Raw genomic sequence first — 13385 nt, 5'->3', positions numbered from 1 at the left:
GGTGCGTGAATCCCGCGCACCGTCCGCCCGGACCACACGCGATGACGGGAGCACACGGTGACGGACTTCGCCCACGACCGACCGACGGTAACGATGTTCGAGAAGGTCCTGGTGGCCAACCGGGGTGAGATCGCGATTCGCGGTTTTCGTGCCGCGGTGGAGTGCGGCGCGAAGACGGTGGCCGTCTACCCCTATGAGGACCGCAACTCGCCGCATCGGCAGAAGGCGGATGAGGCGTATCAGATCGGGGTGGAGGGGCATCCGGTGCGCGCGTATCTCAGCGTCGAGGAGATCGTCCGGACCGCCAAGCGCTCGGGCGCCGATGCCGTGTATCCCGGTTATGGGTTCCTCTCGGAGAACCCTGAGCTGGCTGCTGCCTGTGCCGTCGAGGGGATCACGTTCGTCGGGCCCCCGACGGAGGTGCTGGAGCTGACCGGTAACAAGGCGAGCGCTATAGCCGCGGCGCGAACGGCGGGGCTGCCGGTGTTGGACTCATCGGCGCCGTCGGCCGATCCGGACACGCTGATCGCCGCCGCGCAGGGCATGCAGTTCCCGGTGTTCGTCAAGGCGGTCGCCGGTGGTGGCGGGCGCGGTATGCGCCGGGTGAACACGATCGAGGATCTGCGCGATGCGGTCGAGATCGCCTCGCGGGAGGCGGAATCGGCGTTCGGTGATCCGACGGTGTTCCTCGAGGAGGCGGTGATCGATCCGCGGCATATCGAGGTGCAGATCCTGGCCGATACCGCGGGTAACGTGATCCACCTGTTCGAGCGGGATTGTTCGTTGCAGCGGCGGCATCAGAAGATGATCGAGATGGCGCCGGCGCCGAACATCTCGGAGGCGTTGCGCGAGCGCCTGTGCGCCGATGCGGTGAACTTCGCCCGGTCGATCGGTTACAGCTGCGCGGGCACGGTCGAGTTCCTGGTCGATCCGCAGGGCCGGCACGTGTTCATCGAGATGAATCCGCGGATCCAGGTGGAGCACACGGTGACCGAGGAGGTGACCGATGTGGATCTGGTGGCCGCGCAGCTGCGCATCGCGGCTGGCGCGACACTGGCGGAGCTGGGCCTGTCGCAGGATGCGATCCGGCTCAACGGCGCGGCGCTGCAATGCCGCATCACGACCGAAGACCCGACCGACGGGTTCCGTCCGGACACGGGCCGCGTCAGCGCCTACCGCACTCCGGGCGGCGCCGGTATCCGCCTGGACGGCGGTACGTCGGTGGGCGCGGAGATCAGCCCGCACTTCGATTCGATGCTGGTCAAGCTCACCACTCGCGGTCGCGATCGGGAGACGGCGATCGTGCGCGCACGCCGCGCCCTCGCCGAGTTCCGGATCCGCGGTGTAGCGACCAACATCCCCTATCTCCAAGCGGTGCTGGCCGATCCGGATTTCGTCGCCGGTGTGGTGACCACATCGTTCATCGAGCAGCGGCCCGAGCTGCTGACCGCGCGTGGATCTTCGGACTCGGCCAGCAAGATCCTGCGCTACCTCGCCGATGTCACGGTGAACAAGCCGCACGGTGATCGCCCGACCAAGGTCTACGCCGTCGACAAACTTCCGGCCGTCGACCTCGCGGCGCCCGCACCGGACGGTTCCAAGCAGCGGCTCTCCGCGCTCGGTCCGGCGGGGTTCGCGGCCGATCTGCGAGCACAAACGGCACTCGCGGTTACCGACACCACCTTCCGCGACGCGCACCAGTCGCTCCTCGCCACCCGGGTGCGCACCTCCGCGCTGGCCGCCATCGCCCCGTACGAGGCAAGGCTGACCCCGCAGCTGCTCTCGGTGGAGGCATGGGGCGGCGCCACCTACGATGTGGCGCTGCGATTCCTGCACGAGGACCCCTGGGAGCGGCTCGCCACGCTCCGCGAGGAGATGCCGAACATCTGCCTACAGATGCTGCTGCGCGGGCGGAACACCGTGGGGTACACCCCGTACCCGCAGCAGGTGACCGACGCCTTCGTGGCGGAGGCAGCCGCGACCGGGGTGGACATCTTCCGGATCTTCGATGCACTCAACGACGTCGAGCAGATGCGGCCCGCGATCGAAGCGGTCCTGGCCACCGGCACGGCGGTCGCGGAGGGTGCCCTCTCGTACACCGGCGACCTGTCGAACCCCGGCGAGACTCTGTACACGCTCGACTACTACCTCGCCGTCGCCGAGCGGATCGTCACCGCGGGCGCGCACATCCTGGCGATCAAGGATATGGCCGGGCTGCTGCGCCCCGCCGCCGCAACCACGCTCGTGACGGCGCTGCGCAAGGAGTTCGACCTCCCCGTGCACGTGCACACTCACGACACCCCGGGCGGGCAGCTCGCCACCTACCTGGCGGCGTGGACGGCCGGCGCCGATGCCGTCGACGGTGCCGCCGCGCCGCTGTCAGGTACCACCAGCCAGCCCTCGCTGTCGTCGATCGTCGCCGCGACCGCGAACACCGAGCGCGACACCGGGATCGACCTCGACGCGGTGTGCGCGCTGGAGCCCTACTGGGAGGCGGTACGCGGCGCGTACGCCCCGTTCGAATCCGGTCTCCGGGCCCCCACCGGACGGGTCTACCACCACGAAATCCCCGGCGGGCAACTGTCGAACCTACGGCAGCAAGCCGGTGCGCTCGGCCTGGCGGAACGGTTCGAGGACATCGAGAACGCCTACGCCGCAGCCGATCGCATGCTCGGCCGGCTGGTGAAAGTGACACCGTCATCGAAGGTCGTGGGTGATCTGGCGCTCGCGTTGGTGGGCACCGGAGTCTCCGCGGAGGAGTTCGCCGCCGACCCCGCCCGCTACGACATCCCCGATTCGGTGATCGGGTTCCTGCGCGGCGAGCTGGGCACCCCACCCGGAGGCTGGCCCGAGCCGCTGCGCACCCGCGCCCTGCAGGGCCGCGCCGACGCCGCACCTGTCAGCGACGTCCCCGCCGACGAGGCCGCCGAGCTGACCGGAACATCGCAGCAGCGCCGCGCAGCCCTGAGCCGCCTGCTGTTCCCCGGGCCGATGCGCGAATTCACCGAACACCAGACGGAATTCGGCGACGTCTCCAAACTCTCGACGAACCAGTTCCTCTACGGCCTACGCCAAGGCGAAGAGCACCGCGTCCGACTCGCCACCGGCAAAGAACTGCTGATCACACTCGACGGCGTCGGCGAGCCCGACGAACACGGCAACCGGACACTGGTGTGCACACTCAACGGCCAGTTGCGCACCGTCGCCGTCCGCGATCGCGCAGTACAGGCCGACGTGCCCGCCGCCGAACGCGCCGACAAGACCAACCCCGGCCACGTGGCGGCCCCCTTCGCCGGGGTGGTCACCCCCACGGTGCACGCGGGATCCACCGTCACCGTAGGCGATCAGATCGCCACCATCGAAGCCATGAAGATGGAAGCCGCGATCACCGCACCCACCGCAGGCACCATCACCAGAGTCGCGCTCGCCGGACCCACCCAGGTCGACGGCGGTGACCTGGTCGCCGTGATCGAAGGCTGACCCCTCGGTCATCGACCGCGGAGCGCTTGATTCGGCTGGTACGGCCGGTAGCGTGGTCGCATGGGGTCGAGGAGAATCGGAGTCGGCGCGGCGGCCCTCGCCACCGTGCTGGTGCTGCTGGCCGGGGGCGTGCTGTGGCTGTCGGCCGCGCGGGAGACTCCCCTCTCCCGGTACCTTCCCGCCGAACTGAAGCCGCGGGTCTTCCCCTCTGTCCAGACCGACGGGCTGAGCCCGGAGCGCATCGCGATCGTCGAGAGCCTACGCCGCGAGTTCGCCGCGAATCGGCCCGGGACCTACTACGCCGAAGGCGTGGTGGAACCGTGGTGTGCCGACTTCGCCTCGGCGGTACTCCGCGATTCGGGGCTCGCGGTGCGGAATCCGAACTCGGGGTCGTGGAGAATCCCCAGTGTGTACACGCTCACCGAATACTTCCAGCGGGACGGCCGGTTCCGTCCTCCGGAGTACCTACCTGCCGTCGGCGACCTGGTGCTTTACGCACCCGAGCACCGATTCGGACAGCATACGAACTTCGTGGTCGGCGTCGCGGACGGCATCGTGACCACGGTCGGCGGCAATCAGCCGGGCGGCATCAGCACCCTCACCTTCGAGCACGCCGACCACGCGGGCATCGTCGGATACGGGATCCCGGTCCGATGAATGATGTGCTGGCCGCGCTCCGGGAGCGCATCGCTGCGGGAAGTCGTCCGGGAGAACGTACCGACGGGTGGCGGATCGCACTGTCGATCGAGGGCGGCGGATCGCGCTCGGCGTATTCGGCGGGTATGGCGATGGCCGTGGAGGAACTCGGCCTCCTCCCCGCGTTCGACGCGGTGTACGGCACCTCGGGCGGCGGGCTCAACGCCGCCTGGCTGCTCTCCGGCGAGGGCAGCCGGTGGCTCCCGTCCTGGGGGTGGGATGAGGTGCTCGCCGAGCGAGTGGTGTACCCGCCCCGCGTATTCCGCGGCGGCGTGGTCGTCGATACCCGTCACCTCGTGGAACGGGTGTACTCGGCGGTGACACCGATGAACTTCGGTGCGATTCTCGCCAACCCGATCTCGCTGCATCCCCTCGCGGTCGACGGTGACACACGGCAGGTCGCCGACCTGGCGCCTCTCATCACCGACCAGGACTCGCTGCGCGCCGCGCTGCGGGCGACCACCGCGCTCCCGCTGCTCGCCGGCCGTCCGGTGCGTCTCGGCGGCCGGGAATGGTTCGACGGCGGTCTGGCCGAGAAGGTCCCGCTCGCGACGCCGCTCGCACAGGGCGTGACGCACCTGGTCGTGCTGCGCACGGTTCCCGAATCGGCGACGCCACGGTCATCGCGTGGTGAGGCCCTGATCCTGGATGCCTACTTCGCCGCGCGCCGCCGGTTCCGCACTCCACCCACCGGTTTCGAGCAACCCGTCGATCAGAAGGGGGCTGCGGTAGTGCAGATCTGGTCACCGGAGGACGGCCCGGAGGTGGGCCGCCTCTCCCGCGACGGTGCGGCGATCTCCCGGGCTGTGGAGATGGGCCGCACCGTCGCACTCGAGGCGCTGTCGCCCGCGGACGCGAAATGTGGTCCCGACGACGACCGCACCGAGGCCGACTCCGCGTGACGCGCCTGCCGCGGTACTCCGCGTCGCTCACGCAGCCGACCTACTCCGCGGCGACCGGGGTGCCCTGGTGGAACAGCACGGACCACCGGTTCTCGCGACGCTTCCACACCGACAGTCGTCGGGTGACGCGGTCGCCCTGGGTCAGGGTGTAGGTCAGGAGATAGGTCGACGACCCGGTGGCGCGAACCTGGAAATCGCTGGTCTCCCAGGGATCGTCGGCATCCTGCGCGTAGCGGCGTTCCAGCGCCGACCACACGTAGTCGCGACTGTATCGCCGACCGGACGCACCCACCTCCCAGAAGTCGGGGGCGGTGAGGGCGAGGAAGTCCTCGTGCGTGACTCCCCACTCCCGGCGGTGGAAGATCGGCTCGCGGCGGCGCAGGTCCTCGAGGACTTCGCGCAGTTCGCGGGCCGTGCTCCGGTCCGGTTCGCGTTCGATGTCCTGCGGTTCGGGCGCGCTCACCCCTCGCGGATCGTCATGGATGCGATCTTGTCGCCGTCCACGGCGAAGGTGAACTGGCTCAGGCCGTTCGCGTGGGTGCTTCGCCAGTCGCCGATCACGACCACCGTGGATCCGTCCACGGTGACCTTCTCAGGAGTGAGAACTCCCTTGGCGCCGAGGAACTCGGCGTCGCTCCACTTCTTGATCGCTGCGCGGTCCGGGAAGACACGGCCCCAGTCGTCGACGAATCCGCCGTCGGTGAAGGCATTGAGGAAGCCCTCCTCGTCGCCGGCATTGACGGCGGCGATGAACGTTGCGACCGGCTCGGGGACGGTGACGTCTGACATTCTCACTCCAATCGTCGGGGTACCTCCCACCGTACTCAGGTTCGCCATACCTATGTACTTGCGGTCCTGAGAAATGCACAGATGATCGTTGTCGGTGCTACTGCCAGTCCCGAGAGCGCGATGGCACCGACAGGTCCATGCGTTGCAAACGATCCGCGACCACGGTGACCGCACCCTCGGCGTTCTGCAGTTTCCCCCGGATCAATAACGCCGGGGCGGACTGCGCGAGCCGCCGGTACCGGGCCCACAGCCCCTGACTACACACGACGTTCACCATGCCGGTCTCGTCTTCGAGATTGATGAAGGTGACGCCACCAGCGGTGGCGGGGCGCTGCCGGTGCGTCACGGCCCCACCGACGAGGACCCGGTCACCGTCGGGCAGGGACAGCAGCTGATCGGCGGGGATGACCCCGAGCTCGTCGAGCTTCGGGCGCAGGAACTCGGTGGGATACTTGCCGACGGTGACCGAGGTGGCCCAGACGTCCGCAGCCGCCAGCTCGGTCTCGCTCATCCCCGGCAAGGTGGGCGGTGCGCCTGCGGTGGCGGTGCCGGGCAGGCGATCCGGGCGCTCGCGGGCTGCGGCACCGGCCTCCCACAGCGCCTGCCGCCGGTCACGCCCGAAGCAGTCGAGTGCGCCGGAGGTGGCGAGCGCCTCAGCCTGTGCCACAGTGAGTTCCACCCGGGAGGTGAGGTCCGTAAGACCCGCGTAGATGCCTCCCGCCTCCCGTTCGGCAACGATGCGCTCGGCCAGTTCATCGCCGATGGTGCGGATCGCCGCGAGCCCCAGCCGTACCTCCATCCCTGCGTTCTCCAGGTTCGCCCACGGCAGGCTGATGTTCAGGTCAGGGCCGTGCACCGTGACGCCGTGCCGCCGGGCATCGGCCACCAGGGACTGCGGCGAGTAGAAGCCCATCGGCTGCGCCCGCAGCAGAGCGGCACAGAAGGCCGCGGGGTGATAGCACTTGAACCACGACGAGTAGAACACCAGCGATGCGAATGACTGCGAATGACTTTCGGGGAAACCGAAGTTCGCGAACGCCGCCAGCTTCTCAAAGATGCGATCGGCCAGTTCACCCTCGATACCGTGCAACTGTTTGGCACCCCGGTAGAACCGCTCGCGGAGCTGTTCCATCTTTTCGGTGGAGCGTTTGGAGCCCATGGCGCGGCGCAACTGATCCGCCTCGGCCGGAGTGAAATCGGCGACGTCGACGGCGAGTTGCATGAGCTGCTCCTGGAACAGGGGAACACCCAGCGTGCGTTCGAGGGTCTTCCACATCGATGGATGCTCGACCCGCGGTTCCTCCTGCCCGTTACGGCGGCGGATGTACGGGTGCACCGAACCGCCCTGGATGGGTCCGGGCCGGATGAGGGCGACCTCGACCACCAGATCGTAGAAGGTTCGCGGTTTGAGCCGCGGCAGGGTGGCCATCTGAGCCCGCGACTCGACCTGGAAGACCCCCACGGAATCAGCGCGCCGGAGCATCGCGTAGACCGTATCGTCGGTGAGGTCGAGCTGGGCGAAATCGACCTCGATCCCCTTGTGCTCCTTGAGCAGATCCTGCGCATAGTGCAGGGCACTGAGCATGCCGAGACCGAGCAGGTCGAACTTCACCAGGCCTGCGGCGGCGCAGTCGTCCTTGTCCCACTGCAGCACGCTACGGTCCTGCATCCGAGCCCACTCAGTGGGGCACACATCGGCGATGGGTCGGTCGCAGATCACCATGCCACCGGAGTGGATGCCCAGGTGCCGAGGCAGATCCGCGATCTGTGTCGCCAGATCGATCACCCGCTCCGGCACCCCGTCGGGCACCGGATCATTGCGCCAGCCGTAGCTGGAGATCTGCTTACTCCAGGCGTCCTGCTGCCCCTGGGAGTAGCCGAGCGCACGAGCGGTATCGCGCACCGCGGACCGGCCACGGTAGGTGATCACGTTGGCTACCTGCGCCGCGTATGCGCGCCCGTACGTGCGGTAGACGAATTGGATCGCCTCCTCGCGACGATCGGACTCGATGTCGACGTCGATATCGGGCGGGCCGTCGCGTTCCGGTGCGAGGAAGCGTTCGAACAGCAGGCCGTTGCGGACGGGATCGACCGCGGTGATGCCGAGCGCGAAGCACACGGCGGAGTTCGCGGCGCTGCCGCGCCCCTGACAGAGAATGTCGCTCTCCCGGCAGAAGCTCACGATGCTGTGCACGATGAGGAAGTAGCCGGGGAAGGTGAGGGTCTCGATGACGTTCAGTTCGTGCTCGATCTGGCGGTACGCCTTCGGATTCGACTCCGGCGGACCGTATCTGTCGAGGGCGCCGCGCCGCGTGAGCTCGCGCAGCCAGGTGGCCTCGGTATGCCCCGCCGGCACATCGAAGGGCGGCAGGTTCGGCGCGATCAGCCTGAGGCTGAAGGCGCATTCGGCGGCGAGTTCCACCGCTCCCGCGATGGCTCCGGGATGCTCCGGGAGCAGCAGCGCCATCTCGTCGCCGGAGCGCAGGTGCGCTCCGCCGGCCGCGGGCAGCCAGCCGTCGAGTTCATCGAGGCTGCGACGGGCCCGGATCGCGGCGAGGGTGGCGGCGAGGCGCCGCTGATCGGGTCGCGCGAAGTGGGCTCCCGTGGTGGCGACGGTGCCCACTCCCATCCGGGCGGCGACCCCGGCGAGGAGATGGTTGCGCTCGTCGTCTTCGGGGACGCCGTGCACCGTGAGTTCCATGCTGACCCGGTCGGGACCGAACCGGTCCAACAGGTGCGCGAGCGCACCGGCGGCACCGTCGGGTCCGGCGGCGTCGAGCCCGCGCCGGACGGCACCCTTGCGGCAGCCGGTGAGGATGTGCCAGTGCCCTTCCGACCATTCGGCCAGACGGTCCGGATGGAAGCGCAGTTTCCCCTTCTCGCCCGCTTCCATATGCGCCTCGGCCATGGCGCGGGACAGACGGCGATAGCCCTCCTGGCCCCGGGCGAGCACGAGCAGGTGCTCGCCGTCGGGGTCGGCGGTGCCGGTACGTTCCGCATCGCGCAGCAGCGAGAGTTCGGCACCGAACACCGTGGGAACACCCAGCCCGAGCGCGGCCTCCGCGAATCGCACCACCCCGTAGAAGCCGTTGTGGTCGGTGACGGCGAGCGCCGTGAGACCGAGCGCGTGCGCTTGTTCGACCATCTCCTCGGGCTGCGCCGCGCCATCGAGGAAGCTGAACGCGGTGTGCGCGTGCAACTCAGCGTAGGGAACACGGGAGGCACCCGGACCGCCCTCCCCCGGTACGTAGGGCTCACGCTTACGCGACCACGCCGGTGAATCGCCGCCGTCACCCGGAGGCTCCTCACGTCGCGCCGGGGCACGCCCCGAGAGCACCCGCTCCATCTCCGCCCAGCTGGGCCCGTTACTCCAACCCACACGAACCAGCATACGCTCATATGTTCGATGAATGATAGGAGTGTCGTACGGTGCAGCCGGCCCACTGCGCCACCGCCGTGCGCCCGCCTAGAGTGAGCCTCGTGACCGTCACCAAGTCGATCCTGCTGTTCGGAGTAGCCGCGCTGTTCGAGATCGGCGGGGCATGGCTGGTATGGCAGGGCATCCGAGAGCACCGCGGATGGCTGTGGATCGGCGCGGGCGTGATCGCACTGGGACTGTACGGGGTCGTGGCGGCGCAGCAGCCGGATGCGAACTTCGGGCGCATCCTGGCGGCCTACGGTGGCGTCTTCATCGCCGGCTCACTGCTGTGGGCGATGGCGGTCGATGGCTTCCGGCCCGACCGCTGGGACGTGATCGGCGCCCTCATCGCGCTCGCCGGAGTAGGGGTGATCATGTATGCCCCACGGTGATCCGGCACCCGCGGTCCGCATCGCGCAGCTCGATCCGCGCGCGGTGACAGCGCTGGCGGTGGGCGACCTACGACAGGCGAACCGATACAGCGAGATCGTGCTCCCGCCTTCCTTCGCGACCCCGGAGTCACTGCGGCTGTGGCGAATGCGCGACCGGCAGATCGCCGCCGACCCGGCCAGCGCCGAGTGGATCACCGGCGCCATCCTGGACACCGATCGCGATCTCGTCGTAGGCCGCGCGGGCTACCACGGGCCGCCGGATGGGAACGGCACGGTGGAGATCGGTTATGCCGTCGACCCCGAGTACCGACGACGCGGATACGCCCGTGCCGCACTCGAATTCCTGCTCGCTCGAGCCGGGAGCGACCCGTCGGTCCGCACGGTGCGCGCCACCGTCAGCCCGGACAACACCGCGTCGTCATCGCTGATCGCCCAGTACGGGTTCGTCGAGATCGGAACCCAGATCGACGAGGTGGACGGCCTGGAGTTGGTCTACGAGGTACCCAGCAATCGCGCCGAGCCGCCTATCCGCGCAACGCGGCGATGAGCCGGCCGAGCGTCGGCCGCGGATCGAAATCTTCCGACGCTAGCGCCAACTGCCGCAGGACCACCGCATCGGTCGCATCCATCACCAGCGCCGACGCGGGACCGTCGAGCCCCAGGTTCGCTCCGATCGCCGCACCCGCCGCCTCGACGGCCGCCCGCGCACGGCGCAGCGGTTCTTGCAAGTCTGGCGAGGTCGCTGCGGCGGCGAACAGATTCAACCGCGCCGTACTGCGCACCCGGCCCGCACCGACCGACCACAACACATAACCGACGAGGCGTTCGGTCACCTCGTCGACGGACGGTGCACCGGCACCGTCGAACCCCTCCCAGAACGAGAGGTCCTGCTCCACCATGCGGTCGAGGATGCCGCGCACCAGCGCAGCCCTCGACCGGAAGTGGTTGGACGTGGTGCCCGACGGGACGCCGGCGGCACCGTCGACGGCGCGGTGCGTGAGGCCGCGTAGCCCGCGCGTGCCGACCACCTCGATCGCCGCGTCGAGCACCTCTTCTCTCCGTCCCATGCGGTCAGACAGTACCGCGTACTACATTTGTAGTAGGGTCGACGTATGCGGACAGCGGCGATCATCGGCGGCGGCATCGGCGGGTTGGCCACCGCGGCACTCCTGACCGGGCAGGGCTGGGAGGTGGAGGTATTCGAGAGAGCGGCATCGCTGCCCACAACCGGTACCGCGCTCGGGATGTGGCCCGAGGCTCTCGCGGTCCTGGACCGCACGGGAGCCGGAGCGAAGGTTCGCGAGATCGGCATCGACCAGCGATTCGGGGAGATCCGTAGCTGCGAAGGCCACCGCCTCGGACCACGGATCGAGGCCCGGGGCGCAACGGTGTTGATCTCCCGCCCGCGCCTGTTGGAGGCGCTCGCAGCAGCGGCTCCCCGATCCGGTTCGGCGATCACCGCACCGATCTCGAGGGACTCGATCACGACGTCATCGTGGGCGCCGACGGCATCAACAGCATCACCCGCACCGCCGTGATCGGCCGCGTGATCGAGCCGCGCCCGCTGGGCGTGGAGGTGGTGATCGGGCGATGCCCCGGCAGCACCGACACCTTCACCGAATACTGGGGGCCCGGAAGACTGTTCGGCGTGACCCCGCGCGACGGCGGCTTCATCAACTGGTACTCGGAGTTCGATCCGCACGCAGTTCCCGAAGGCGTGCCCGACCCGGATTCCGATCCCCGCGGCTTCCTGCGCTCGATGTATCACGGTTGGGCCCCACGGGTCCTGGAGACGATCGAGGGCATCGACGTGGAGTCTGCGCTGCACTACCGGTCCCGTGATCTTCCGCGCCTGCACCGGATCGTCCGGGGGAACACGGCGCTGATCGGCGATGCCGCGCACGCGATGGCGCCGAACCTCGGGCGCGGGGCGTGCGAGACGCTGCTGGACGCGGCCGCGCTCGCCGATGCCCTCGGCCCGGCGGACGATGCCCGGGACCCGGCGGCGGCGTTGGCCGGGTACGAGCGGGCGCGGCGCCTTGCCGGTCAGCGCACGATGCTGCTCTCCCGGGCGATGCGGTACGCCGCGCTCACCAGCCGGTTACGCGCGCCGCGGAATCTCCTGTTGCGTGGCCTGGCCGCGGTGGCCTGAGTGTGATCCCGGATCGCCGAGACTGGCGCTGATCTTCGGCAACACGGTGGCGAGCGCCTTCACATCGCCGGGGTCGAGGCTGTCGAAGACCCGGCGGCGCACCTCCTCGACGTGCCCGCGCGCCGCGGCGTCCAGCACGGCAAGACCGTCGGCGGTGAGTTCCGCGTAGGCGGACCGACCGGTCGCGTGGCGAACCAGCCATCCGGACTCCCCCAGTTTGCGCAGCACGTGCGAGAGCCGAGACGGTGATGAGTTCGCGGCGTCGGCCAGCGCGGACAGTCCCATCTTCCGTCCCTCGGCCTGCGAGAGCTGCGAAAGCACCATGAATTCGTAATGCGTGAGGCCGGAATCGGAACGCAGTTGCGTGTCCAGCTTGGCCGGCAACTGCATGGCTATGTTGATCAGTGGCAGCCAGGCCGCCATCTCGGCCTCGGACAGCCACCGCGCCTCATCGGTCGAGCCCACTATTCACCCCCATGAATACCGGCGCCACCACGGGTCTCGAGCGACGCTGCATCCCACTGTATACGCAGGATCGGGCACGTTCCCGGGCACCGAATTCGGCGAACCCCGCCAGCGGATCCAGCGGAATCCCCGTGGGCGGATTCATCGGACAGCCGTTCTGGCCGGTCGGTAAGTTGACAGCGGTGAGCCGCTTGCAGACCACCCCCGGCCCCCGGACCGATGACGAGATCCCGGCGTACCTCGCCGCACTCGACCTCCCGGGACTCGCCGACATCCACGTGCACTTCCTCCCCGAGCCGATGCTGGCGAAGGTGTGGGACTTCTTCGACCGTGCGGATGTCGAGTACGGCCAGGAATGGCCGATCACCTACCGCTTCGACGAAGACACCAGACTGGCCCTGATCCGCGCGATGGGCGTGCGCGAGATCCCCGCTCTGTGCTACCCGCACAAGCCCGGGATGGCGCAGTGGCTCAACGCGTGGTGCGCCGACTTCGCCCGCCGTGTACCGGACGGGATTCATTGCGCAACACTGTATCCCGAGCCGGGCGTGGGCGAGTACGTGGCCGCCGCGATCGCCGACGGTGCCCGACTGTTCAAAATGCACGTCCAGGTGGGCGTGTTCGCCCCCGACGATCCGCAACTCGATCCGGCCTGGGAGGCGCTCGCCGACGCGGGGGTTCCGGTGGTGATCCACGCCGGGTCGGGACCGGTCGGGGGACCGTACACCGGCCCGGAACGGGTCGCTCGGACGCTCCGCAAGCACCCGGAGCTCACTCTGGTGATCGCCCACCTCGGCATGCCCGAGTACGACCAGTTCGCCGACCTGGCCGAGCGTTTCCCCAATGTGCACCTCGATACCACGATGGCGGCGACGGACTTCACCGAGAAGCGGGCTCCGATGCCGGCCGGTTACCCCGACCGGCTCGCGCGTCTCGCCGATCGTGTGGTGCTGGGAAGCGACTTCCCGAACATCCCCTACCAGTACGCGCACCAGTTGTTCGGTCTCGCGCGCCTGGACCTGGGCGACGAGTGGATGCGCAAGGTGCTCTGGCACAACGGCCGGAGGCTGCTGGGCCACGGCGAGTGAGCG

General features: G+C 68.9%; 13 protein-coding genes. 8 read left to right on the top strand and 5 right to left on the bottom strand.

The window, feature by feature from the left end; translation table 11 throughout:
• Positions 1-93: 93 nt before the first annotated feature.
• Genes TPAU_RS04665 through TPAU_RS04655 form a run of 3 tightly spaced genes read left to right on the top strand, consistent with a single transcriptional unit; the run spans position 94 to position 5078 of the window.
• Positions 94-3480, top strand: coding sequence for a pyruvate carboxylase (locus TPAU_RS04665; protein WP_013125610.1), 3387 nt, complete (start codon positions 94-96; stop codon positions 3478-3480).
• 60 nt (positions 3481-3540) lie between these two features.
• Positions 3541-4137 carry a CHAP domain-containing protein gene (locus TPAU_RS04660; protein ID WP_013125609.1) on the top strand — a complete coding sequence of 199 codons (597 nt, stop codon included), beginning with the start codon at positions 3541-3543 and terminating at the stop codon, positions 4135-4137.
• Complete coding sequence (locus TPAU_RS04655; protein WP_013125608.1) at positions 4134-5078, top strand: patatin-like phospholipase family protein; 945 nt, start codon at positions 4134-4136, stop codon at positions 5076-5078. The genes TPAU_RS04660 and TPAU_RS04655 overlap by 4 nt, the downstream gene beginning before the upstream one ends.
• A gap of 40 nt (positions 5079-5118) precedes the next feature.
• Here the strand turns inward: TPAU_RS04655 and TPAU_RS04650 are convergent, their stop codons facing one another.
• From TPAU_RS04650 to TPAU_RS04640, 3 genes are all read right to left on the bottom strand, one after another.
• Positions 5119-5541: a nuclear transport factor 2 family protein gene (locus tag TPAU_RS04650; RefSeq protein WP_013125607.1), complete on the bottom strand. Its 423-nt coding sequence runs from the start codon at positions 5539-5541 to the stop codon at positions 5119-5121.
• Entirely contained in the window at positions 5538-5867 is a 330-nt protein-coding gene (locus tag TPAU_RS04645) for a nuclear transport factor 2 family protein (RefSeq protein ID WP_013125606.1), read from the bottom strand. The genes TPAU_RS04650 and TPAU_RS04645 overlap by 4 nt, the downstream gene beginning before the upstream one ends.
• Positions 5868-5964: 97 nt before the next feature.
• Positions 5965-9246: an error-prone DNA polymerase gene (locus tag TPAU_RS04640; RefSeq protein WP_013125605.1), complete on the bottom strand. Its 3282-nt coding sequence runs from the start codon at positions 9244-9246 to the stop codon at positions 5965-5967.
• Between the two features lie 101 nt (positions 9247-9347).
• On the opposite strand from TPAU_RS04640, the gene TPAU_RS04635 reads away from it, so the two are divergent.
• Positions 9348-9677 (top strand): YnfA family protein, encoded by a 330-nt coding sequence (locus TPAU_RS04635; protein WP_013125604.1) that lies wholly within the window; start codon positions 9348-9350, stop codon positions 9675-9677.
• A complete protein-coding gene (locus TPAU_RS04630; protein WP_013125603.1) occupies positions 9664-10224 on the top strand; it encodes a GNAT family N-acetyltransferase in 561 nt (186 codons plus the stop codon). The genes TPAU_RS04635 and TPAU_RS04630 overlap by 14 nt, the downstream gene beginning before the upstream one ends.
• Here the strand turns inward: TPAU_RS04630 and TPAU_RS04625 are convergent.
• Positions 10202-10744: a TetR/AcrR family transcriptional regulator gene (locus TPAU_RS04625; protein ID WP_013125602.1), complete on the bottom strand. Its 543-nt coding sequence runs from the start codon at positions 10742-10744 to the stop codon at positions 10202-10204. The genes TPAU_RS04630 and TPAU_RS04625 overlap by 23 nt on opposite strands.
• A gap of 45 nt (positions 10745-10789) precedes the next feature.
• Here TPAU_RS04625 and TPAU_RS21760 point away from each other — a divergent pair, with 45 nt between their 5' ends.
• Both TPAU_RS21760 and TPAU_RS21755 read left to right on the top strand, forming a co-directional pair.
• Positions 10790-11215, top strand: coding sequence for an FAD-dependent monooxygenase (locus TPAU_RS21760; RefSeq protein ID WP_049825771.1), 426 nt, complete (start codon positions 10790-10792; stop codon positions 11213-11215).
• Entirely contained in the window at positions 11173-11829 is a 657-nt protein-coding gene (locus TPAU_RS21755; protein ID WP_049825770.1) for an FAD-dependent monooxygenase, read from the top strand. Before TPAU_RS21760 ends, TPAU_RS21755 begins: the two co-directional genes overlap by 43 nt.
• Here TPAU_RS21755 and TPAU_RS04615 read toward each other — a convergent pair.
• Positions 11779-12294, bottom strand: a complete 516-nt coding sequence (locus TPAU_RS04615; RefSeq protein WP_013125601.1) for a MarR family winged helix-turn-helix transcriptional regulator — start codon at positions 12292-12294, stop codon at positions 11779-11781. The two genes, TPAU_RS21755 and TPAU_RS04615, sit on opposite strands and share 51 nt — an antisense overlap.
• 11 nt (positions 12295-12305) lie before the next feature.
• On the opposite strand from TPAU_RS04615, the gene TPAU_RS04610 reads away from it, so the two are divergent.
• Positions 12306-13382 carry an amidohydrolase family protein gene (locus TPAU_RS04610; RefSeq protein ID WP_013125600.1) on the top strand — a complete coding sequence of 359 codons (1077 nt, stop codon included), beginning with the start codon at positions 12306-12308 and terminating at the stop codon, positions 13380-13382.
• The last annotated feature ends 3 nt before the right edge of the window (positions 13383-13385 follow it).

Source organism: Tsukamurella paurometabola DSM 20162 (assembly GCF_000092225.1).
Lineage (GTDB): Bacteria > Actinomycetota > Actinomycetes > Mycobacteriales > Mycobacteriaceae > Tsukamurella > Tsukamurella paurometabola.
The sequence above is the reverse complement of the archived record's forward strand: the minus strand, read 5'-3'. Positions and strand labels throughout refer to the sequence as shown.